Origin of the sequence: Devosia insulae DS-56 (assembly GCF_000970465.2) — a bacterium.
Lineage (GTDB): Bacteria > Pseudomonadota > Alphaproteobacteria > Rhizobiales > Devosiaceae > Devosia_A > Devosia_A insulae.
This window is the reverse complement of sequence record NZ_LAJE02000354.1, coordinates 1-22,616: the sequence shown is the minus strand read 5'-3', so window position 1 is coordinate 22,616 and position 22,616 is coordinate 1. Positions and strand designations below refer to the sequence as shown.

Genomic DNA, 22,616 nt, shown 5'->3' with positions numbered 1-22,616 from the left:
TGCGCTTTCTGCTGCTCGCGCCGTCGGCCAGCTCGCAGACGGTGACACCACAGAGTGTCGATCCACTGCAGCACTTCATCGACTGCGCCGGCGTCCTGATCCCCGCTCCGTACATCCACGCCGCAAACTGGCGGCCGAGCAATGTGGGGGCGGAAGCCAGGGCGCTCGGTGCTGCCGGCAGCGGCGACCATCGCGCCGCTGACCCTCCGCCGCCGGCCGCCCCGTCGCGCCCGCTCGGCGGCGTGCGGCGTCAGCGTCGAGCAGATCAAGACCTGGCTCGAAGGCCGCGCCATCGAGACCAAGCAGGTGGCGTTCCGCGGCGAAAAACCGCTCTACCGCCGGGTGATGGGCGAGGGGTTCGACCGTCTGCCCGAGGTAACGCGGCGCCTGCATCGTGGCCGTCCGGCAGTGATCGCCGAGGGCGAGGCGGTGGTGGCGCCGGCCACCAACCCGGTCGCCCGCTTCCTCGCCAGCCGCCTTGGCCTGCCGCTCGATGAGGGCCGGCTGCCGGTGCGGGTGGTGATCGAGAGCCGCGAGGGCCGGGAGCATTGGACGCGCTTCTTCGCCGACCGGCCCATGCGCTCGGTGATGAGTGCGGCGCCCGACGGGCTGCTTGAGGAGCGGTTCGGGGCCGTCGCCATCCGCATGCGCCTCGTGCCGCGCGGCGACGGGCTCGACATGCAGCGCGTCTCCGGCCGGCTCTGGAACCTGCCGCTCCCCGGCATGCTGCTGCCCCGCATCACTGCCGAGGAGCGCGTCGACGAAGGCGGCCGCCACCGCTTCGAAGTCGAAATCGGCCTGCCGCTGTTCGGAAGGCTGGTGGCGTATCGGGGGTATCTGGTGCTGTAGGCTTGGTGCCCGACTGAAGCAGACGGCCCCCTCCCGGCGTCCCCCATAAAGGGGGAGGTGAAGAGTCGAGGCTCTGTCTTCGATCGTGCCAAGTGAACCGACGGGGCACCTCCCCCTTTATCGGGGAGGATGGGAGGGGGCCGTCTGCCTGCGTTCGAGCACCCTAAATACTCGCCTGCACGCTGTGCAGCCCGGCATAGACCCCATCCCGCGCCACCAGTTCCTCGTGCGTCCCTTCCTCGGCGACCCCATCGCGGGTGAGCACCAGGATGCGGTCGGCATGGCGTACCGTCGAGAGCCGGTGCGCGATGACGATGGTGGTCCGCCCCTTGGCGAGGGTGAGCAGCGCCTGCTGCACCGCCCGCTCGCTCTCGTTGTCGAGCGCGCTGGTTGCTTCGTCGAAGATCAGGATGGCCGGATCCTTGAGGAAGGCGCGGGCAATGGTGAGCCGCTGCTTCTGCCCGCCCGAGAGTTTTACGCCGCGCTGCCCGACATCGGTGTCGTAGCCATTGGGCAGTGCCATGATGAACTCATGGGCATTGGCCGCCCGGGCGGCAGCCTCGATCTCGGCGTCGCTGGCGTCGGGCCGGCCGTAGCGGAGGTTTTCGGCCACCGAGCCGGCGAACAGGTAGACGTCCTGCTGCACCACCGCGACGTGTCGGCGGAGCGAGGCCAGATGCACATCGCGGATATCACGCCCGTCGATCCGGATGGCGCCGGCATCGACATCGTAGAAGCGTGGGATCAGCGCACAGAGCGTGCTCTTGCCCACCCCTGACGGGCCGACCAGCGCCACGAACTCACCCGGAGCGATGTCGAGCGACAGCTTCCTCAGCACCTGTGGGCCGCTCGACTCGTAGCGGAAGGTGACGTCGTCGAAGCGGATCGCCCCGCGCGGCACCGGCATCGGCGACGCGCCAGGGCGGTCGGCGATATCGGGCTCGACCTCAAGGATCTCCATGGCGCGGACGAACCCGGTATAGCCCTCCTGCAACAGCCGAGCGAAGTTGGCGAGCCGTTTGACCGGATCGACCAGCACCGCGACGCAGAGGAGGAACGTCAGCATCTCGGCGACGGTCAATTCACCCGACAGGATCCGCAGCGCCCCGACTACCACCACCATGATGGTGACCAACTGGGCAAAACTCTCGGTGCCCACCGAAAACCAGGCTTCCGAGCGATAACCGTCGGCGCGGCTCGTGACGAAGCGCCGGTTCTGCTCGGCGAAGCGGTCGGTCTCCAGCCCCTCATTGGTGAAGGACTGCACCACCCGGATCCCGGCCAGCGCATCCTCGACCCGCTCGTTCACCGCCGCGATCTGCTGCTTGCTCCGCTCCAGCGCCCGGTTCATCCGCCGGTTGAAGTGCAGCGCATAGGCGACGGCAAACGGCGTGAGGGCGAGAATCAGGGCGGCCAGCACCGGATCGATGAAGAACAGCACCAGCATGGCGCCGCCGAACTTGAACACGGCGATGGCGAGATCTTCCGGGCCGTGATGGAACAGTTCGCCCAGCCACAGCGTGTCATTGCTGATGCGGCTCATCAGTTGGCCGGTGCGCTGCCGGTCGTAGAAACCGAACGAGAGTTTCTGGCAGTGCTCGAACAATTCCTGGCGCACCGCGGCCTCGATGCGGGCGCCCATGACGTGGCCCTGGTAGTCGACGAAGAACGTCGCGGCCACTTCGACCGCGAGGATGGCCAGCATCACCGCGCCGAACAAGAGGATCTGCCAGAACGCCTCGGGCGCTTCGGGCAGGGCGAGCAGGCGTGTCGTCACAAAGTTGACGCTGAGCGGCAGGGCGATGGCAGTGGCTGCGACGAGGATGGCGCAGCAGAGATCGGCCACCAGCAGCGGCAGATGCGGCCGATAGTAGGAAACGAACTTCCGCGCTCGCGACCGATTGCGCTGCCGAGCAGCGGGATCGGTCGAGCTGGCGAAGAGGCTGCGAAAGCGGTTAGGGCGCTGCGGGTTTTTCCTCGCGCGCGGGGAGTGAGAAGGCATGAAGCGTGGTGTCCTTGCTGAAATAGGCTCCTTTCTGGTGGGACAGCGTCGCTTTCATTCTGATCTCCCTGGGGGCAGCGGTTTGGGAGGCGGACAATAGGCCGACCTCTCGGCCTCGGCAATCGGGGCACGTGCGATCAGGATGGGGAGTGTGGCCGACGGGCTACAGGGGGCTACAGCGCCAGGGCGGCGTCGCGCTTGCCATAGGCGCGGAGGAACGTGCGAACCCCATTGCGGGCGGCCTGCTCAAGTTCCGTGTCGTTTACCAGTTGGCCTGGTTCATTCGGCAGGTCGGCCCGGATCAGCGCCATGAACTGCCGCGCGGCGAGGTCAGGGTCGTCGAGATCGATGTCGCCGGCGCGGGCCAGGCGGGCGAATCGCGACGAGATAGCTGGCCAGTTCTTGCCCGGACCATAGTCTTTCCAGGTCTCGAACAGCTCGGGATAGCGGCTGCCCTCGTTCTCGATCAGCTTGCGCAGGGCGCGCGAGTTGTCGTCGCACAGGCAATCGCGGGTCAGCCGGATCGCAAACTCGACCAGTTCGCGTCCGATGTTTTCGGGCTCGTCAGGGAAGGTCGCGAGAACGGCCACCAGCCGGGCGCTGCCATGCTCGTTGATTCCACGCACCACCTCGACGAACAGTTTCTCCTTGTCGCCGATCTGGTTGTAGATCGTCTGCCGCGAGACGTTGGCCTCTTCGGCGATGGCGTCGATACTGGCGCCGACATAACCGTCGCGCACGAACACTGCCGTGGCGGCGCTGATGATGGCGCATCGCTTGTTGTAGTTGCCCCGCTGCATGGCAGGGCTGCGAACGACGTCGTGGCTGATCTCCATGGCGAGGATCATAATAGCACTTGACGAATTGGACAAGAGTGTCCAAAAGTCACTTTGACACTAGTGTCCAATTTTGTGGACTCAGGTGTCATTCAAGCGGCAGCTGAACCGGGTACACCGGCGAGGGAGGCAAACGACGCGCGGGGGTGATCCGCGCGCGGCCAAACTCTGTCCGACGCTCGTTGCCGGATCGCCTGCTCGCTCTCAGTCACACAAGCAGTGTTGGGATTTACTGCTATGAACGCAAAACTCATCCGTATGGCCATCGTGCTTGGCCTGTTGTCGGTGATCGGCCCCGTCGCCATCGACATGTATCTGCCGGCTCTGCCGGAAATCGGCGGGCAACTGGGCGTCACCGATGCCTCGGTGCAGCTCAGCCTGATGTCCTTCATGGCGGCTTTCGCTCTGGGGCAGCTGATCTATGGCCCGATCAGCGACATGATCGGCCGTAAGCCGCCGCTCTATATCGGCACGCTGGTCTTCATCGCCGGCTCCATCGGTTGCGCCGTGGCGCCATCGGTCGAGTGGCTGATCGTCTCGCGTTTCGTCCAGGGCATTGGTGGTTGCGCGGCGATGTCGCTGCCGCGCGCCATCGTACGCGACGAATATACCGGCGCCGAGGCAGCTCAGCTGTTCAGCCTGATCATGCTGGTGTTCTCGATCTCCCCGATTCTCGCCCCGCTGGCGGGCAGCGTGGTCATCGCTTTCGGCGATTGGCGGCTGCTGTTCTGGGTGATGGGCGCCGTCGGCGTGTTCGGCCTGATCCTTTCGGTCGTTGCCCTCAAGGAGACGCGTCCTAAGCACCTGCGCACCGAATCGACCATCGGCAGCGCCATCCGCGGCTACGGCATGCTGCTGAAGGATTGGAACTTCCTCGGGCTGACCTTCATCGGCGCCTTCGGCATGTCGGCCTTCATGGCCTTCATCGGTAACTCAAGCTTCGTGTTCATCGAGCACTACGGCCTGACGCCGACCGAATACAGCCTCGCCTTCTCGGTCAATGCGGTCTCGTTCTTCGCGGTGTCGCAGTCCACCGGCATCCTGGTGAAGCGCTTCGGCCTGCAGCGCGTGGTGCGCACCGCGGTGACCGGCTTCGCCCTCTCGATGGCGCTGCTGGCCGGCATCTTCATCGCCGGTATCGACAACATGTGGGTGCTCTCGGGCCTGATGTTCGTCGCCTTCGGCTTCCTCGGCCTGGTGTTGCCGACCACCGGCGTCCTGGCCATGGAAGAGCATGGCGAGTTCGCCGGCACCGCATCGGCCTTGATGGGGACGCTGCAGATGGTGCTCGGCGCCGTGGTGATGGGGATCGTCGGGGCCTTCCACGACGGCACCGCCATCCCGATGGTGCTCGGCTTCGCCATCTGCGCCATCCTCGCCTTCATCCTGACCCAGGTGACGATCCGCACCACGGTCACCCCGGTGGTCGGCGCACCGGCGGAATAACGGCTATCCCATGCAGGATGGTGGGCGCGGGAGGAAACTTCCGCGCCTTTTCTTTTGGGGGAGACGACTGAAGCGGACGGCCCCCTCCCGGCCTCCCCCATAAAGGGGGAGGTGAAGATCCGAGGCTGTGGCTGGATGGTGCCAAACGCACCAGCCCGGCACCTCCCCCTTTATGGGGGAGGATGGGAGGGGGCCGTCTCTATCAGTCAGTTCAGCCCTTCGGCATATCCGGGCAAACATACGGCACCGTCGCCGTCACATACTTCTCCTCGACCGCGTCACTGCCGAGCTTGAGGCTCAGCACCAGCTCGGCGTCGGTCAAGGAGACGATGTCGGCGTTGATGTCCATGCCGTCCTCGTTCCACTTGAGCGCGCTGTCCGAGGTCAGTTCCCAGGCCGAGAGGCGGTGCGTTTCCCAGCAGGAATCCTGTACCAGCGTGCCATCGGAGAGGAAGATCTTCATCACGCCGGGCAGGTCGCCATCGGCCTTGGTCCAGACCCGATCGACGAGACCAGCCTTGCTGGTCTTGGCGTCGGTGGCGGTTTCGGTGGGGGTATCCTCGGCGAAAGCCGGAAGGCAACTGGTGGAGCCGACGCCCCACATGGCGAGCAAGGCGAAGAGGGCGGCTTTGCTGGTCATTCGGCGTCATTCTCCCGTGGTGATCCGAAGATGGGTGCGGCGCGATCAGCGTGCAAGGAGGCACGGCGATTGCGACGGAAATCGGATCATTAGCGGGACAAAATGAACGGCCGATGAGCGTGGGGCTCACCGGCCGTATCGAAGCAGCAACGCGGGTGGGGCTGCTACTCGATGCTTGGCGGCGGTGGCGGGGAAGCTGACTCGCCAGAGCCTGAAAGCAGGGATCCGCGCTCCATCGGCACATGCGTTCCGCCGAGCGGTGCGGCCCTGAACACGATCACATTGCACTTGTCCTTGTAGCAGCCGTAGTCGCAGACGGTGTTGCCGCACTTCTTCGAGCAACCGATCGCGCCACCGCCGGACTGCAGGTCCTTGCCGCAGATGTTGCGGACCTGCGTCTCAGTGACCCGCGTCGCCGCCGAGGCGAAGCCTGGCATGAGGCAGAGGCACACCACCGACAGCAGGATCATTGATCTCGTCATAACTCGGCTCCCTGTGAGGAGCCCCCCGTGCCGCCGATATTGCCGATCCCCGCGGCGCCTTCGCCCTCCGATCGGATAGGCCGTCATGTGCTGGCGAGGCTGGTAAAGCCGGCGAGCAGCTTCACCAGGTCGGCGTGGCGGCGGCTGCCGGTCTTGTCGTAGAGCCGCCGCAGGTGGAACTTCACCGTCGTCTCGCTGATCCCCAGCGCTTCGGCGACTTCCGGCGCGCCGCCGATCTCGACGATGGCGAGCAGTACCCTGAGCTCAGCCGGGGTCAGGCCGTAGGCGCGGATCAGCGCCTCGGGGGCGGTCTCGATATGCAGTTCGGCGCGCTGCACGAACAGCGCGGCAACGGCGGAATAGTTGGTGCGGACCTGGCGGCGGAAACCCGAGCTCAATGGCAGCACATGCGCAACCAGTGCCTCGCCTCCATGGCCGGTGATGGGCAGGGCAATGCCGCGCTCGCCGAGCAGCGCCTCACCTCCATCGTCGAACGAGGCGGCGTCGCGCAGGCACTGTTCCAGTGCGGCATCGGCGGTGACCAGCCGGCCGGACGCGACACGCAGCGGCCCGCCCGGGGCGAGCAGGCCGTGGCCGGCGGCATTGGCATGGACCAGTGCGCCGGTGGCGCCGATGAGGAACATGCCGGCACGGATACTGTCGAGCGAACTCGCCAGTACCTCGGCGCGCGCCGAATGCTGCTCCAGCGCCCGGCCGATCAGCGCCGCCCGTCGAACATGCGGCACCACCAGGTGCATGCGATGACGCGTCGCCTCGTCTACGACACCGTCACGTTCATGACGAAACACCCCGAACATCGAAGCCGAGGTGCCGGAGCGGTCGAGCACGGTGCTGACGAAATCCACCAAGTGCTGCGGCTGCACCCACTCGCGATAGAAACGCGACTGCTGGAACTCGGCATGCGGCATGATGTCGACGGTGGAGACGAGTTCGCCGATCTCGGTGAAGAAGTGCCGCGTGGTGGCGGGATCGAGCTGCACGTAGCGCTCGAAATACAGCCTTTGATAAGCCGGCGACAGGCCGCCATCGTCATAGAGCACGCCGCCCGAACGACTGGTGGGGTCCTTGCTGTAGATCGCGGCGGAACAGCCGCCGACAAATCGCGCTGTTTCCCGCAAGGCATCGGGCCAGAAGCCCGGATCGATGGCTGCGTCGTAGATCTGGCCGACCAGCCCGGAGAGGGCCTCAGACTCGTTCACTATGCTATTCCGCCTGGCCGCCCCCGGCGCAGCGACCTTAGGTCGGGTCGGGAGCGTTTGGCAAGAGTCGTATTATGACTGACGAATACCCAGTGCGCGATCGCGGTCGCGGATGCGGCTGCGGGCCTGCTTGGGCCACAGCTGATAGGCGTCGCCGCCGCCTTCCAGGGTGTGGCGCGCATGCACCGGCCAATTGGGGTCTTCGAGCGCGGTGCGCGCAAAGGCCACGAGATCCGCCTCGCCCTCGGCAAGGATGCGCTCGGCATCATTGGCGTCGTCGATGAGGCCGACGGCGATCGTTGGTACGCCCGCCGCGCGGATCGCCTTGGACAGTTCCACCTGGTAGAGCGGCGCCGCCTTCAGCGAATAGCCGTCAAAGCCGCCTGACGAGCAGTGGATCATGTCGACGCCCAGCGCCTGCAACTCGCGCGACAGGACGATCGAGTCGTCGATGCCCCAGCCACCGGGGCTGCCATCCGTCACCGACAGCCGCACGATCAGCGGTTTGTCCTCGGGCCAGACAGCGCGAACGGCCTCCGTCACTTCGAGCGGGAAGCGCATCCGGTTCTCGCGGCTGCCGCCATACTCGTCGCCGCGGTGGTTGGCGAGCGGCGAGAGGAACTGGCTGATCAGGTAGCCATGTGCGCCGTGGATCTCGACCGTATCGAAACCGGCCTGGTCCGCCCGGCGGGCCGCGTCGGCGAAGCTCTGCACGACGCGCTGGATGCCGGCCTTGTCGAGCGCCACCGGCGTCTGGAAGTTGGGATTGTCGGAATGGCGCTCGGCGCTGGGAGCTTCGGGTACCCAAGTCTCATAGGCATAGTCACGCTTGTCGGCCTCGGTCTCGTCGAAGCCGTGGCGCCAGGCGATCGGCGTCGCCGCCTTACGGCCGGCATGGCCGAGCTGGATGCCGGTTGCGGCGCCCTCGGCCTTCAGAAACCCGACGATGTGCTTGAGCGGGGCGATCTGCTCGTCGTTCCACAGCCCCAGGTCGCCGTACGAGATGCGCGCCTCGGGCGTCACGCCGGTTGCCTCGAGGATAACGAGGCCGAAGCCGCCGAGCGCGAAGCGGCCGAGATGCACGAAGTGCCAGTCATTGGCGAGGCCGTGCTGGGCCGAATATTGGCACATTGGCGCAATGACCGTGCGATTGCGCATGGTCAGTCCACGCACTGTGAACGGCGAGAAAAGCTGGGACATTGGTGGTCTTGCTGCAGAGGAGGGAAGGGCCGCGATGTTGCACACCTGCCGCTCCATCGGCAAGTGCCGATGATCACCATCGCGTGTTAGCGGAACGATGCGCCGATGCCCTCGTTCGGACGGCGAGGGCCGACGGAGTTTTTATCATGAGAACTGCAGTTATTGCCGTTCTGTCGGCGTTGGCGTTGCTGTCGCCCGCGCTGGCGCAGGATGGCGCCGTGCTGACCGGCAAGGATGCCTTTGGCGACTTCCAGAAGGACGCCCCCGGCGTCAAACGCCTGATCGAGGCGAGTGACCTCGATGCACCCAATGTCACGGAGTCGGCGTCCAATGCTCCGGGCTCGGTGCCGATGCCGGATGGCGCCGTCCCCAAGGTGCCCGATGGCTTCAAGGTGGAGATGGTGGCGTCCGGTATCACCAATCCGCGCGTACTGCGTTTTGCTCCCAATGGTGATCTCTTCGTCGCCAATTCCGAGGATGGCGAGGTACTGGTTTTCGATCTCGACGAAGCGGGCGGCATGAAGGACATCAAGCCGAGTGTGTTCGCCGACCAGCTCAACCAGCCTTACGGCATCGCCTTTTACCCCGCAGACAATCCGCAATGGGTCTACATCGCCGAGAGCGACGGCATGAAGCGCTTCCCGTACAAGGCCGGCGACCTCAAGGCCGAGGCAGGTGGCGAGCCCATCCTGCAAGGCATCCCGGCCGAGCATCACTGGACCCGCGACGTGGCGTTCTCGCCCGATGGCAAGACCATGTTCTACTCGGTCGGCTCCGGCTCCAATGTCGGTCTCGATATCACCATGCAGCCCAAGCCCGACGGCGATCTCGATGCCTGGATCAAGGATCACCCGCTCGGCGTCGCCTGGGGTGGTGAAGAGCGGCGGGCCGACGTGCTGGCCTTCGACCCGGACGGCAAGAACGAACGCTATTTCGGCACCGGGCTCAGGAACTGCGCCGGCATGACGGTGCAGCCGGCGACCGGCGACCTCTGGTGCGTGGTCAACGAGCGCGACGAGCTCGGCGACAACGTGCCCTTTGACTACGCCACATCGGTCAAGGACGGGGCGTTCTACGGCTGGCCCTGGTTCTACATCGGCGACAACCCCGATCCGCGCTGGAAGGATACGCCGCGCGACGACCTCAAGGGGCAGGTGACCGTGCCGGACGTGCTGTTCCAGGCACACTCGGCGCCGCTCAACATCGCCTTCTACGACAGCGATGCCTGGGGCCCGGACTACAAGGGCGATGCGTTCGTTGCCTTGCACGGCTCGTGGAACCGCGACACTCGCACCGGCTACAAAGTGGTGAAGCTCGACTTCGACGCGAGCGGCAAGCCGACCGGCGAATACGAGGACTTCATGACCGGCTTCGTCATCGATGCCACCAATGTCTGGGGCCGCCCGGTTGGCGTGGCAGTGGCGCCCGATGGCGCGCTGTTCGTCTCCGAGGATGGCAGCGGCACCATCTGGCGGGTCAGCAAGGCCGAGTAGGCTGATAACTGCCGGGGCGCTCGTGCGATAACGCACAGGCGCCCCGGCTATTTGTTGGGTATTGGACCGGTCGGGCTAAGCCGGGCTTAAGGCGACCTGGGGACACTGGTCCCATGACAGGCAAAGCCTACATGCTCTGCCAGATCATCGTTCTGGCACTGAGCGCCGGTTCCGCCGCCGCGGCAGACGATCTGGTAGCGATCGCCGCAGCCTTCCCGACTCCGGCCGAGCTGGAAGTCGACAGGATCGGCAAGGAGATGCTGGCGGAGGGGATCCCTCCGCGCGAGGATCACTGCGTGCTGGCGAACTTGGCGGCCAGCGAGTTGGACGAACCGCGGTTGATGTTCAGCGCGGTGATCTCCTTGCGGGAGAACACGTGCATCGACGAGGCCGGTGTGGACTCGAGATAGCGCATGACGTTCTTGGGCACGAAGCGCTGGATGTCGCCCTTGACCATCTTGTAGTAGGCGTCGGCATCGGCCGAGCCGCTGCCGTCGACTTCGCCGACCCGGTGCACGCCGAGCTTGCCGGTGACGATGTGCTCCCGGCCGGCGAAGAACAGGTAGGCGCAGGCCGAGTAGCAGTAGAAGTTGCCCGGGATGGCGGTGCTGATGCCGCTGCTGCGGACCGCGCCCGCCAGCTTCAACGCATCGTCGACATAGCCGCCGGCGCTGCGCAGCGCCAGCACCTTGGCATTGGGCCGGGCCGCGCGCGCCTTGCGGAAATCGCTGGTCGCGCTGCCGGTGATATTGCCATCCATCAGGATGTAGTCGGGGCTCTCGAACACCACGAAGGCACCGAACCGCTGGGCCGCCTGCGACGGCGCAAGAGTTATCGCCAGCAGCAATGCTGCTGCTGCAAGGCTAAGTAGGCTTTTCACTGAAGCTCCTCCAGTAGGACTTTCTCAAGGTTAGTATTTCACTAACGCCAAGTGTCCCAATGTGGGCGGAGCGACTGCGAGTTTAATGAATAGTTAACCGCGCTGCGAAGACGACTGCAACCTGTTGTCGTTGCTTGAAAATTCTAGTCGGTGACGGTGTACTGGGTAATCCCATTTGCGGCGACACTGAGGCGTTGGCGGGCCTCGCCATAGCCAACCGAGCCGGCATCGACGTCCCAGCAGCCAGCCGAAACGGTGAAGTTGTAGCTCTGGCCGGAGCCAAGCGCGACGGTTTCGGGCAGGCGATCGAGCCCGTAGGTCGAGGCGCCGCACTCGGAAATGAGGATCACATCGATCACCCTAGTGGTGCCGTTGACCACGGTGATCGTACCAGTCGGCTCGCCCGGGCGGATCAGCTCGCCTCCGGTGATCCAGGCGTCGCCGCTGCAGCCTGCGAGCAACATAAGACAAGCCGCCGACGCGGCCAGGCGAAATACTGAATTCATCACATCCCCCAATGACGAGAGGACGTGCCGCATCGCCTCCCCGGAGACAATTGCTAGCAGAGCGACGAAGCCAGTCAATCAGTCTGCTTTGGGTTGTAACGAGAACCGTGCGAAAGTCAGGCGGCCTGCGGCCGCTGGTGGCCCGATACTTCGGCGCCGGCGTTTCGCTCGAGCGTCAGCAGCTGCAGGGCGCAGACGATGATGATCAGGCCCATCACCAGATAGGCGATCTGGAAATCGATGACCCCGAGCGTCGGCGCGCCGCGCGACATCTGGCTGAGGTTGAGGCAGCCGGCCGCGATGGCGACGCCGAACACCATCGAGAGCTGCTGCGACATGCTCGAAATGGTCGTGGCGGAGCTGCGCTGCTTGGCGTCCACATCGGCAAAGGCCAACGTCGCCAGCGCGGTGAACTGCATGGAGCGGGTGGCGCCGGCGATGAACAGCACGGCCGCCGTCAGGAGGTAAGGGGTCTCTGGGCTGACGAAGCCGCAGGCCGCGACCGAGACACCGGCCAGCACGCCGTTGACCGTCAGGATGCTGCGGAAGCCGAAGCGGCGCAGCGTCGGAGTGGTCACCGCCTTGATGGCGAGATTGCCGAAGAAGTAGATCACCACCAGCCCACCGGCGCTCAGCGCGTCCATGCCATAGGCGACCTGGAACATCAGCGGCAGCAGGAACGGCGTGGCGTTGATCGCGGTCCTGAGGATCGCGCCGGCCTTGGCATCGGTGGCGGCGAAGGTGCGGATACCGAGGGTGCGCAGATCGATCAGCGGATGATCGGCGCGCAGCAGCCAGAACACCGCACCCGTGCCCACTGCAAGGCCGATGGCGATCAGCAGCACCGACAGCCACACCGGCAGCCCACCCTGCACCAGCGCGTCAAAGCCGTAGAGCAGGCACCCGAGCGTGATCCCGGTCAGGATGAAGCCGATGCCGTCGAACGGTCGCTCGGCGAACTCGGTATCCTTGGGCACGATCGCCAGCACCAGCGCGATGCCGATGATGCCGAGCGGGATGTTGATCCAGAAGTTCCAGTGCCAGGAAATGTACTCGGTGATGAAGCCGCCCAGCGCCGGGCCGAGCACCGGAGCGAACAAAGCCGGCCAGATGGTGAGCCCGATGGCCGAGACGATCTCCGACTTCTGCGCGGTCCTCAGCACGATGATGCGCCCGACCGGGAACAGCACCGAGCTGCTGGCGCCCTGCAGCGCGCGGGCAATGGCGAACTGGCCGAGATCCGCTGCCATGCCGCAGGCGATCGAGGTGAGCGTGAACAGCGCAATCGCCACGACGAAGACCCGCCGCGCCCCGAAGCGGTCGGAAAGCCAGGCGGCAGCAGGAATGCAGACCGCCACCGCCAGCATGTAAATGGTGACGCCGAGGCTCATCTCGAGCGTCCCGACGTTGAAATCCTGTGCCATGCGGGGCAGGGCGGTGACGATGATCACCCCGTCCAGAAACTGCATGAACAGCGTGGCGGCGACCACGAGGGCGACGTTACGGGCGTGTGGGCTGAGCGGTGTGGACATGGCGAGGATGCAAATGACTAGTATGGTACCAATACATCATTCGCCGGCCGCGCCTATCGGCGAATAGGATGAGGCGGAGGATTTTGCGCCGGCGTGTCGCCGGCGCACCTCATGCGGGGCCCTCAGGGGCTAACCCTTCACCGCGCCCGCCGTCATCCCCGCCACGATCTGACGGTTGAAGAACAGGTAGACGATCAGTGGCGGGATGGTGATCAGCAGGATGTTCATGAAGAGCAGGTGCAGCGAGGTGTTGAACTGCCCCTGGAAGTTGAACAGCGTCAGCTGCACCGTGACGTTCTGCTTGCCCGGCAGGTAGTAGAGCGGGTTGGTGAAATCGTTGAAGATGGCGACCGACTGCACCACGATCACCGTCACCACCACGGGTTTGAGCAGCGGCAGCACCACCTGGAAGAACAGCCGCAACGGTCCGGCGCCGTCGATGATCGCCGCCTCGTCGAGCTCGCGCGGGATGGTCGCAACGAAGGCGCGGAAGAGCAGGATCGTGAAGCTCAGCCCGTAGGCCACCTCGATCAGGATCATGCCGTGCATGGTCTTGAACATGCCGATCGACTGCAGCACCCAGATGGTCGGCACCACCGCCGGCGGGATGATCAGCCCGGCCAGCACCAGAAAATTGACGATCGCCGTCCAGCGCGACGGTCGGCGCTGCAAGACGAAACCGACCATGGCGCCGAGCACCACCAGCAGCGTCACGCTCACCACGGTGAGGATGATCGAATTGATGAACGCGGTGACCAGCATGTAGTCCTGCGTCCTGAGCACCTCCATCAGGTTATCCCAGAAGTGCCAGCTGGTCGGCCAGTCGAACGAGCGGGTCGCCGCCTGCCGCCGGTCCTTGACCGCCGTGAGAACGATGAAGGCGAACGGCACGAGGAAAACCACGATCGACGCAGCTATCGCGACGCCGCCGAGAATGTAACGCTGGGCGTGTCTCACCGGTCGGTCTCCTGGCGATTGAGCAGCATGGAGAGCGGCACGATGATCAGCGCGACCATGATGAACAGCACGACATTGCCGGCGGTGGAGAGGCCATAGAAGCCGGCCTGATACTGCTTGTAGATCACCGAGGCGATGACGTCGGAGGTGAAGCCGGGGCCGCCCTTGGTCATCGCCCAGATCATGTCGAAGGAGCGCAGGCCGCCGATAAAGCTGAGAATGATGACGGTCGCCGTCGCCGGATGGACCAGCGGCAGGGTCACCGTCCAGAAGCGCTGCCACGGGGTGGCGCCGTCGATCTTGGCGGCCTCATAATATTCGAGCGGGATCGAGACGATGCCGGCGATGTAGATGACAGTGGCGAGCCCCACGCCCTTCCACACGTCGACCAGCGCCACCGAATAGAGCGCGAAGCGCGGATCGGTGAGCCAGCCCGGCCCCTTGATACCGATCGACGCCAGTGTCTCGTTGATGAGCCCTTGGGTGGGGTGCATCATCGCGGTGAAGGTGATGCCGACGCCCACGGTCGAGACCAGCACGGGAAAGAACACCACAGCGCGCAGGTATCCGCGCCCGAAAATGTCGGAGGTGAGCAGCAGCGCCAGCAGCATGCCGAGCACCACCTTGAGCCCCGAGGTGACGACGCCATAGATCAGCGTGTTGACCAGGCCCTGGAACAGGAACGGCTCACGAAAGAACTGGGCGAAATTCTCGAGCCCGATAAAGTCGGCCTTCTGCAGCGTCCACCGGGTCAGGCTGAAGAACAGCGACGCGAAGGTGGGCAGCATGAACAGTACGGCGAAGATGATGGCCGCCGGAAGGTAGAACCAGCTCGGATAGAGCCCCGCCGTGCGCGACTTGCGGCGCGGGTTTGCAATGGGCACCGAGCCCTCAGCGACCGCAACTGCCATACCCGTCCCTCCTTCGGATTTGGCGTCCGACCCAAGGGGCCGGACGCCGATCTTCACATGCAGATGGATCGATTACCAGCCGGGCAGGCCGAGCTGCTGGGCCTGCTTCTTGACGTCTTCGTCGTAGAGCGCGGCGCCGTCAGCGGCCGAACGGATGCCCGAACCGACTTCCACGGTGATCTGCTCGAGTGCCGGGCCCTTGATCGGCGACAGGTACTCGAGGGCAGGGGCGCTGTGGCCACCTTCCTGGAAGTAGGGCAGGAGGTCCGAGACCACCGGCGGCACGTCGGCAGGCAGGGTGCAGTCCTTCACCAGGTAGGGACCGGTCGCGCCGGCAGACTGGGTCTGGACATCGCAGCCCTCGATCGAGGCGACAAAGGCGACGAACGCTTTGGCCTCGTCCGGGTGCTTGGAGGTCTTGGGGATATAGAGACCGGCCGGCATCCAGGTGGTGAGGCCATTGCTGGCCGCATCGTCGCCGGGAATGGCGAAGAAGCCGACATCGTTGATGTGCTCGGGCGCCAGTTCTTTGATGTTGGAGACGGCGAACGAGAGCATCGGGTAGTGCGCGCCTTCACCGGTGGCGATCTTGGTGACGCCATCGGGGAAGGTGGCAGCGGCGAAGTCCTCGTTGAGGTAGCCGGCCTTGAACACCTCTTCCTGGCGCTCAAAACCCTTCATCGCGGCGGGCGTCGAGGCGTACTTGGCCTTGCCGGCGGTGTAGTCGGCCGCGAAAGTCGGAACCACCGCCTGCACGTTGTAGAAATCGCCGAGGACAAACAGCTGGGACGTCCAGGTCTCGCCGAACGTCTGGATCACCGCGGTCTTGCCGGCCGCCTTGATCTTTTCGTTATTGGCCATGAACTCCGCCCATGACTTCGGTACGGAGAGGCCCAGCTCCTTGTAGATCGGGATGTTGTAGAGCATGCCGCCGCCCATCGCGGTGCCGATCGGCGCGCCATAGACGCGGCCATCGGTGCCGGTGACGGTGGCCTTGAAGCTGTCGATCACGTTGGCCTGGAACGGCTCATCGGTGACGTCGACGAGGTTCTGCACCGGGTTGATCGCCTGGAACAGCGAGCCGGCATTGTAGAGAAAGACGTCGCTCATCTCGCCGGTGGCGAGGCGGGTCTTGATCAGGTTGTCGCCATCGGCGCCGCCCGGGCGGCTCTCGGTCTCGATGTCGATATTGGGGTTCTTGGCCTCGAAGGCGGCGGCCAGGGCCTCGGCCATTGCGACCGTCGACGGGGCATTGTCGAACAGGAAGGTCACCTTGACCTTGTCCTGCGCGCTCGCGGCGCCCGCCATGATCACGACGATGCCGGTGGTGGCCAGCGCCGCACGCGTCAGATTGCGCATCAGCATTGATAGTTCCTCCCTTGTGGCCGCCATGGGTCCTCCGGCGGCCGGTTGCAGTTCTTCCAGTCCTTTCGGCTCCTCTGCCGTCAGGGCTTGCTGATCCGGAACGTCACCTTGTGCTTTCCGGGCGCCAGCAGGCTGCGCGCTTTTCCGTCCGTGCCACGCTCGCTGACGGCAATGCCGTCGACATTGGCGTCGGTGTAGTCGGCGGCGAGGACGAGCGTGCCGCTCGCGCCCTCGGGCACCGTGATGGAGTAGGTCACCTTGCCGCCATCGATCTTCCAGCCCGCCTCGATCCGGCCGGCGACCGAGTCATGGTTGGCGGCGACCGGCGACAGCGCCGGAATGATGGTCGGCTCGAAGAAAATGTGCTTGAAGGCCGGCAGCGCCGGATCGGGGCGGAAGCCCGCCACGCCTTCGAGCAGCCACTGGCACACCGCGCCATAGGCATAGTGGTTGTAGCTGTTCATCTGTGGGTCGAACGCCACGCCGTCCTCGTTGAGGGCGTTCCAGCGCTCCCAGATCGTCGTGGCGCCCATCTTTACCTGGAACAGCCAGCCGGGCAGGCCCTCCTGCAGGAACACCGAGCCGGCGAGCTCGGCCTCGCCGATTTTCACCAGCGCCGGCAGCAGCGCCGGGGTGCCGATGAAGCCGGTGCCGATGCGGCCATGGGCGCGGGCCACCGTCTCCTTGAAGTAGCCCTTGGCCGCTTCGTAATGCTCGGGCGGGATCAGGTCCCACAGAAAGCCCAGCGCATAGGAGGTCTGGTCGTTGTAGCCGATGCGGCCGGCAGCGGTCATGAACTCGCGCTGGAAGGCTTTCTTCACCTCGGCGGCGCGGTCGTTGAGGCGCTTCGCCTGGGCCAGGTCACCGACCACTTCGGCCGTCTTCGCGGCAAGGTGCGAGGAGATGTAGAGGTAGATCGTCGCCGCGGCGTCGTCACCGATCGTCGGGTAGGGTTTGGCGAAATCGCCCTGCGGCTGCAGCCAGTCGCCGAAGGTGAAGCCGCGCTCGCCCCAGCCAGCCGGCGGACGGACGATCGGGCCATCGCTGATCGACCAGACGAAGTCGTTCCACTTGACCATCGCCGGCAGCGCTTCCTCGAGGATCGCGCGGTCGCCATAGTGGCTATAGAGCGTCCACGGGATGACGGCGATCGCATCGCCCCAGCCGGTCGAGCCGTAAAAGCCCGGGATCACGTCCTCATGGTTGCGCGTCGGATCCGGCACCACATGCGGGATGGCGCCATCCGGCCGCTGGTCGGCGATCAGATCGCGGACATACTTCACCAGCATGCCGTGGCTCTCGTGCAGGTAGCAGGCGGTGGGGGCGAAAACCTGCGCGTCGCCGGTCCAGCCCAGCCGCTCGTCGCGCTGCGGGCAGTCGGTCGGCACCTCGATGAAGTTGGAGCGCTGCGACCAGACAGTGTTCTCGACCAGCCGATTGACCAGCGGATTGGCCGAGCTGAAGTTCGCCGTGCGGGTGACCGCCGAGCTGATCGGGATCATCTTGATGTCGGTAATCGTCGCCTTGCCCTCGATGGCGACGCGGGCGAAACGGAAGCCAAAGAAGCTGAAGGTCGGACGATAGCTCTCCGGCGCGCCGCCCTTCAGCACGTATTCGACGCGGGCTTCGGCCGAGCGCATGCTCTCACGGTCGAACTCGCCGAGGTGGTTGGTGAGTTCAGCATGCTCGATGGTAATCTTGGCGCCGGCCTCGCCTTCGACGGTGAAGGCGACATAGCCACCGGCGTTCTGGCCGAAATCATAGACCGTGCGCCCCTGAGCATCGGCGAAAGTCTTGACCACCGGCAGGGCCGGCAGTTCGTGCACGCCGGTGGTTTCGGCCGGCAGCAGTGTTGATTTGTCGAACCCGCCGAGCACGCTGGCGCCGCCGCTCACCGGCGCATTCTCGGCGCGAGCGTCATAGTTCTCGCCATAATAGATGCCGGATTTCATCACCGGCGCGAGGCCGCTCTGCCAGGTACCGTCGGTGCCGACGATGAGTTCGCCATTGGCGCCGCGCAGCTCGGCAATGGCGCCGATCTTGTCGCCCCAGGTGTTGAACAGCTGGTTGCGCGGCCACATCATCCGTGAGCGGTACCAGCCGTCGCCCAGCCAGACGTCGATGGTGTTGTCGCCGTCCTGGAGCAGGGCGCTGACGTCATAGGTCTGGAAGCTGAGGCGATCCCAGTAGCTGGTCCAGCCCGGCGTCAGCAGGTCGTCGCCGACGCGCTTGCCGTTGATGAACGCCCGGTAGAGGCCGAGAGCGCTGATCCTGAGCGTCCCGGCCCCGCCGCGGGAGGAGAGGTTGAAGGTTTTGCGCAGGAAGGACGACTGTGTGCCGACGCCCTGATCGACGCTGGGGTGGATCATTTCGGCGACCCAGGCGCCTTGGCTGGATACGGCTTCACCTGCCCGGATGAGCATCGTCTCGTTCACTTTTGCATCCTCCCAAGGGACCTGTTGCGGTCCATCCGGCGCCGCTGGCTGCCGATCAACGTGTGACGTTCTACGTATACCGTTCTACACGATCAGTTCAAGCAGGATTCGCGCAAGAACCGCCAAATTGGCGCATCGGCCGCCAAATGCCCTCAAGAACCGCCAAAATCGCTCACGTTGTGTTGTGGAAAGCGGGTTGCTAGAACGGTGACGGTTCGGGGGGAACTGTGGCGCCAACAAGCAAAACCAATCGGGTGACCATCAAGACGGTTGCAGCCGACGCCGGCGTGTCGGTGGCCGCGGTCTCCAAGGTCTTGCGCGACGCCTATGGCGTGAGCGATGCGCTGCGCGCTCGCGTCCAGGCCTCGATGGAGAAGCTGAACTACCGGCCGCATGCCGGCGCGCGCGCCATGCGCGGCCGTACCTACACGCTCGGCATCCTCCTGCCGGATATGCGCAACCCGTTCTTCGCCGACATCCTTGCCGGGGTGAACGAGGCGCTCGAGCGCACCCAGTACCAGACGATGATCGGCGTGAGCCGGTCGGCCGAAACCATCGAGATGTCGCTGATCGACTCGATGATCGATCGGCAGATGGATGGCCTGATCATGATCGGCCCGCGCATGCCGCCGGAAACGGCGGAGGCGGTGTCGACCCGCATCCCGACGGCCGTGGTCGGCTATCACGTGCCGCAACTGGCGACGCTCGACACGGCCAACAATGACGACGTCGCCGGCGCGGCTCAGGTGGTGCGTCACCTCGCGACCAACGGCTATCGCCGCATCACCATGGTGACGCTGGCCGTCCCCACCAAGAACGTCGTGGTTACCGTGCAGCGCGAGCGCGGCTATCGCGAGGCGATGAAGGAACGCGGGCTGGCCCAGCACATCAATATCGTGCCGGCCGATCAGACAGCGCGCGAGGTGCAGACGGCAGTCCGGCACCTGCTCGAATCCCGGCACCGGCCCGAGGCGCTGTTTTGCTGGACCGACATGGTGGCGTTGCATGCCTTGAGCGTCGCCAAGGATCTCGGCCTGTCGGTGCCCGGCGACCTCGCCATCGTTGGCTACGACAACACCATCTATTGCGATCTGGCGCAGAACAGCCTCACCAGCGTCGACCAGTCCGGCCAGGTGCTGGGACTGCAGGCCGCGCGGTTGCTGATAGAGCGGATCGACGGAAGGCAGCAGGGCGACCATTTCGTCGTGTCGCCGCGGCTGGTGGTGCGCGGCAGTTCGCGCCCACGCCCTTCGTAGTGCTTTTCATCGGCTACCATTCCAGTCAAACATTGCGCGCCAACCGAACCAGATAGAGATCATGCCCTTTTTCGACCTGCCGCAGTCCCAGCTCGACAGCTATCGCTCGAGCGCCATCGCTCCCGCCGATTTCGACAGTTTTTGGGCCGAGACGCTCAGCCAGTCGCGCGCCAAACCACTGGAGGCCGTATTCGAGCCGGTCGACACCGGGCTGAAACTGTTCGACGTCTCCGACGTCACCTTCTCCGGCTTTGCCGGCGACAAGGTGCGTGGCTGGTACATCCGGCCGGCCGGCGTCGCGACGCGCGGCACGGTGGTGAAGTTCATCGGTTATGGCGGCGGTCGCGGCCTGCCGCAGGAGCATTTGCTGTGGCCGGCCACCGGCCGGGCCGTGCTGGTGATGGATACGCGCGGGCAGGGCAGTTCGTGGTCACGTGGCGATACCCCGGACCCCGCCGGTTCGTTCCCGGCGCACCCTGGTTTCATGACCCGTGGCATCAACGACCCCAAGGATTATTACTATCGCCGCGTCTACACCGACGGGGTGCGCGCTGTTGAGGCGGCGCTCGGCCGTGCCGAGACCGATCCGACCAAGCTTGCCGTGGTCGGCGGCAGCCAGGGCGGCGGCATCTCGATCGCTGTTGCCGGCCTTGAGGCACGGGTGAAGGCAGCGATGCCGGACGTGCCGTTCCTCTGCGATTTCCCACGCGCCGTCGGCCTCACCAGCCGCGACCCCTATGGCGAGATCGTCCGCTTCCTCGCCACCCATCGCGAGAAGGCGGCGGCCGCCTACAGCACCATCAACTACTTCGACGGCGTACATTTCTCGGCGCGCTCGACCGCCGCGGCTTTGTTCTCGGTGGCGCTGATGGATGATGTCTGCCCGCCCTCGACCGTCTACGGCGCCTACAACGCCTGGGCCGGTCCCAAGAGCATCGAAAGCTACACTTTCAACAACCACGAAGGCGGCGGCACCTGGCAGGAGCGGCGACAGGTCGCCTGGCTCGACGAGACCCTGCCGTGACCACCCTGGCGCTGGCCTATGCCGACCGAGACGGGGCCAGCGCCCGTCGCCGGTGGGCCCTGTCGCGCGTGCTGATCTACGCCGTGCTGTCGCTGTTTGCGCTGGTCTACGCGCTGCCGGCGCTGCTGGTCTTCTTCAACTCGTTCCGTGATGGCGAAGAGGTGTTCCGCAACGGCATCATCGCCATCCCGGAAAGCTTCTCGTTCGACAACTACATCCGGGCCTGGAACGACGCCTGCGTCAGCGGCATGTGCCGAGGGCTGGGGCCGAATTTCCTCAACTCGCTGATCATCACCGTACCGGCGACCATCGCCACCGCCGTCATCGGGGCGTTGAACGGCTATGTGCTGAGCAAGTGGAAGTTCCCGGGCTCCGAGTTCATCTTCGTAATGATCTTTCTCGGCATCTTCCTGCCCAGCCAGATCGCGCTCCTGCCCTGGGCCTGGATCATCGGGCAGCTGGGCCTGCAGAACAATGTGCTGGGCCTGCTGCTGATCCACACGGTGATGGGCATCTCCTTCGCCACCCTGTTCTTCCGCAACTTCTACGCCAGCGTGCCCAACGAGATCGTCAAAGCAGCACAAGTCGATGGCGCCGGGTTCTGGCGCATTTTCCTCCGCGTCATGCTGCCACTCTCGGGACCGATCGCCGCGGTGACAGTGATCTGGCAGTTCACCCAGATCTGGAACGAGTACCTCTATGGCATGGTGTTCACCTCCGGCGCGCAGCAGCCGATCACCGTGGCGATCATGGGCGTTCGGGCCGGTGGTTCGGCCGCGACAGTGATGATGGCGATCGTGCCGCCGCTGCTGGTGTATCTGATCGGCGGCAAGTATTTTGTGCGCGGACTCACCCAAGGGGCACTGAAGTAGGCATGACGACCAGGAACTACGTGATCGACGAGATGATCTCGGCCAAGGCGATCGCGGCCCGGGTGGAGGCGCTGGCCAAGGAGATCTCGAACCACTACGCCGGCACCGATAAGCTGGTGGTGGTGGGGCTGCTGCGCGGCTCGTTCATCTTCATCGCCGACCTGGTGCGCGAACTCGACCTGCCGGTGGAAGTCGATTTCCTCGAGGTCTCGAGCTACGGCAATTCCACCGAGTCGAGCCGTGAAGTGCGCATCCTCAAGGACTTGCGCGGCGAGATCGAAGGCCGCGACGTGCTGGTGGTCGAGGACATCGTCGACACCGGCTACACGCTCAAGCACGTGCTGGAAATTCTCGCGACCCGCCACCCCAAGCGCATCGAAGTCTGCGCCTTGCTCGACAAGCCGTCGCGGCGCGAGACCAGCGTCAAGGCGCGCTGGATCGGTTTTGAGATCCCCGACAAGTTCGTTGTCGGCTACGGCGTCGACTACGCGCAGCGCAACCGCAACCTCGATCACATCGGTGCAGTGCGGTTCACCGACTAGCTAAGGCCGAGGGGACCGGCGGAGGAGGGGACATGGATCGCACGCTGCTCGCCGCGGTGGTCGACCGCATCATGCCGGCCGACCGGGATGGCGGCGCCATCGCCTTTGGCGCGCTGGATTACCTCGACCGGATCCTTGCCACCCAGCCCAAGCTGAGCGCCGCGATTG

21 protein-coding genes are annotated in these 22,616 nt (G+C 65.1%); 8 read left to right on the top strand and 13 right to left on the bottom strand.

Annotated features, from left to right (window positions below):
* The first annotated feature begins 141 nt into the window (after positions 1-141).
* Positions 142-849 carry a DUF4166 domain-containing protein gene (locus VW23_RS23390; protein ID WP_069911894.1) on the top strand — a complete coding sequence of 236 codons (708 nt, stop codon included), beginning with the start codon at positions 142-144 and terminating at the stop codon, positions 847-849.
* Positions 850-1,012: 163 nt separating this feature from the next.
* Here VW23_RS23390 and VW23_RS23385 read toward each other — a convergent pair whose 3' ends face one another.
* Both VW23_RS23385 and VW23_RS23380 read right to left on the bottom strand, forming a co-directional pair.
* A complete protein-coding gene (locus VW23_RS23385; RefSeq protein WP_069911893.1) occupies positions 1,013-2,851 on the bottom strand; it encodes an ABC transporter ATP-binding protein in 1,839 nt (612 codons plus the stop codon).
* A 173-nt stretch (positions 2,852-3,024) separates the two neighbouring features.
* Positions 3,025-3,699 carry a TetR/AcrR family transcriptional regulator gene (locus VW23_RS23380; protein ID WP_244513717.1) on the bottom strand — a complete coding sequence of 225 codons (675 nt, stop codon included), beginning with the start codon at positions 3,697-3,699 and terminating at the stop codon, positions 3,025-3,027.
* A gap of 225 nt (positions 3,700-3,924) precedes the next feature.
* On the opposite strand from VW23_RS23380, the gene VW23_RS23375 reads away from it, so the two are divergent.
* On the top strand, positions 3,925-5,133 hold the full coding sequence (locus VW23_RS23375) for a multidrug effflux MFS transporter (protein ID WP_069911892.1): 1,209 nt from the start codon (positions 3,925-3,927) through the stop codon (positions 5,131-5,133).
* 211 nt (positions 5,134-5,344) lie between these two features.
* On the opposite strand, the gene VW23_RS23370 is transcribed toward VW23_RS23375, so the two are convergent.
* From VW23_RS23370 to VW23_RS23355, 4 genes are all read right to left on the bottom strand, one after another.
* On the bottom strand, positions 5,345-5,773 hold the full coding sequence (locus VW23_RS23370; protein WP_084646413.1) for a hypothetical protein: 429 nt from the start codon (positions 5,771-5,773) through the stop codon (positions 5,345-5,347).
* 164 nt (positions 5,774-5,937) lie between these two features.
* Complete coding sequence (locus VW23_RS23365) at positions 5,938-6,243, bottom strand: hypothetical protein (protein WP_069911891.1); 306 nt, start codon at positions 6,241-6,243, stop codon at positions 5,938-5,940.
* Positions 6,244-6,338: 95 nt separating this feature from the next.
* Positions 6,339-7,475 carry a helix-turn-helix transcriptional regulator gene (locus tag VW23_RS23360; protein WP_069911890.1) on the bottom strand — a complete coding sequence of 379 codons (1,137 nt, stop codon included), beginning with the start codon at positions 7,473-7,475 and terminating at the stop codon, positions 6,339-6,341.
* A gap of 72 nt (positions 7,476-7,547) precedes the next feature.
* Entirely contained in the window at positions 7,548-8,675 is a 1,128-nt protein-coding gene (locus VW23_RS23355) for an NADH:flavin oxidoreductase/NADH oxidase (protein ID WP_069911889.1), read from the bottom strand.
* Positions 8,676-8,821: 146 nt separating this feature from the next.
* Between VW23_RS23355 and VW23_RS23350 the strand changes: the two genes are divergently transcribed.
* Entirely contained in the window at positions 8,822-10,168 is a 1,347-nt protein-coding gene (locus VW23_RS23350) for a PQQ-dependent sugar dehydrogenase (protein WP_069911888.1), read from the top strand.
* Between the two features lie 289 nt (positions 10,169-10,457).
* Here the strand turns inward: VW23_RS23350 and VW23_RS23345 are convergent, their stop codons facing one another.
* From VW23_RS23345 to VW23_RS23315, 7 genes are all read right to left on the bottom strand, one after another.
* Positions 10,458-11,048, bottom strand: coding sequence for a hypothetical protein (locus VW23_RS23345; protein ID WP_141728465.1), 591 nt, complete (start codon positions 11,046-11,048; stop codon positions 10,458-10,460).
* Between the two features lie 143 nt (positions 11,049-11,191).
* The gene (locus tag VW23_RS23340) at positions 11,192-11,512 is read right to left on the bottom strand and encodes a hypothetical protein (protein WP_069911886.1); all 321 of its coding nucleotides are present in this window, start codon (positions 11,510-11,512) and stop codon (positions 11,192-11,194) included.
* Between the two features lie 158 nt (positions 11,513-11,670).
* Positions 11,671-13,086, bottom strand: coding sequence for an MFS transporter (locus VW23_RS23335; RefSeq protein ID WP_069911885.1), 1,416 nt, complete (start codon positions 13,084-13,086; stop codon positions 11,671-11,673).
* A 129-nt stretch (positions 13,087-13,215) separates the two neighbouring features.
* Positions 13,216-14,043, bottom strand: a complete 828-nt coding sequence (locus tag VW23_RS23330) for a carbohydrate ABC transporter permease (RefSeq protein ID WP_069911884.1) — start codon at positions 14,041-14,043, stop codon at positions 13,216-13,218.
* Entirely contained in the window at positions 14,040-14,921 is an 882-nt protein-coding gene (locus VW23_RS23325; RefSeq protein ID WP_197421198.1) for a carbohydrate ABC transporter permease, read from the bottom strand. Before VW23_RS23325 ends, VW23_RS23330 begins: the two co-directional genes overlap by 4 nt.
* 105 nt (positions 14,922-15,026) lie before the next feature.
* Positions 15,027-16,313: an ABC transporter substrate-binding protein gene (locus VW23_RS23320; protein WP_069911897.1), complete on the bottom strand. Its 1,287-nt coding sequence runs from the start codon at positions 16,311-16,313 to the stop codon at positions 15,027-15,029.
* Between the two features lie 86 nt (positions 16,314-16,399).
* Positions 16,400-18,742 carry an alpha-L-rhamnosidase gene (locus VW23_RS23315; protein ID WP_069911896.1) on the bottom strand — a complete coding sequence of 781 codons (2,343 nt, stop codon included), beginning with the start codon at positions 18,740-18,742 and terminating at the stop codon, positions 16,400-16,402.
* Between the two features lie 266 nt (positions 18,743-19,008).
* Here VW23_RS23315 and VW23_RS23310 point away from each other — a divergent pair, with 266 nt between their 5' ends.
* The 5 genes from VW23_RS23310 to VW23_RS29850 all read left to right on the top strand — a co-directional run.
* Complete coding sequence (locus tag VW23_RS23310; protein WP_244513716.1) at positions 19,009-20,010, top strand: LacI family DNA-binding transcriptional regulator; 1,002 nt, start codon at positions 19,009-19,011, stop codon at positions 20,008-20,010.
* Positions 20,011-20,071: 61 nt separating this feature from the next.
* The gene (locus tag VW23_RS23305) at positions 20,072-21,034 is read left to right on the top strand and encodes an acetylxylan esterase (RefSeq protein WP_069911882.1); all 963 of its coding nucleotides are present in this window, start codon (positions 20,072-20,074) and stop codon (positions 21,032-21,034) included.
* Positions 21,031-21,906 (top strand): ABC transporter permease subunit, encoded by an 876-nt coding sequence (locus VW23_RS23300; RefSeq protein WP_141728464.1) that lies wholly within the window; start codon positions 21,031-21,033, stop codon positions 21,904-21,906. The genes VW23_RS23305 and VW23_RS23300 overlap by 4 nt, the downstream gene beginning before the upstream one ends.
* Before the next feature lie 2 nt (positions 21,907-21,908).
* A complete protein-coding gene (gene hpt / locus VW23_RS23295; RefSeq protein ID WP_069911881.1) occupies positions 21,909-22,448 on the top strand; it encodes a hypoxanthine phosphoribosyltransferase in 540 nt (179 codons plus the stop codon).
* A gap of 32 nt (positions 22,449-22,480) precedes the next feature.
* A partial coding sequence (locus VW23_RS29850) for a gluconate 2-dehydrogenase subunit 3 family protein (RefSeq protein WP_141728463.1) occupies positions 22,481-22,616 on the top strand: 136 nt, incomplete at its 3' end.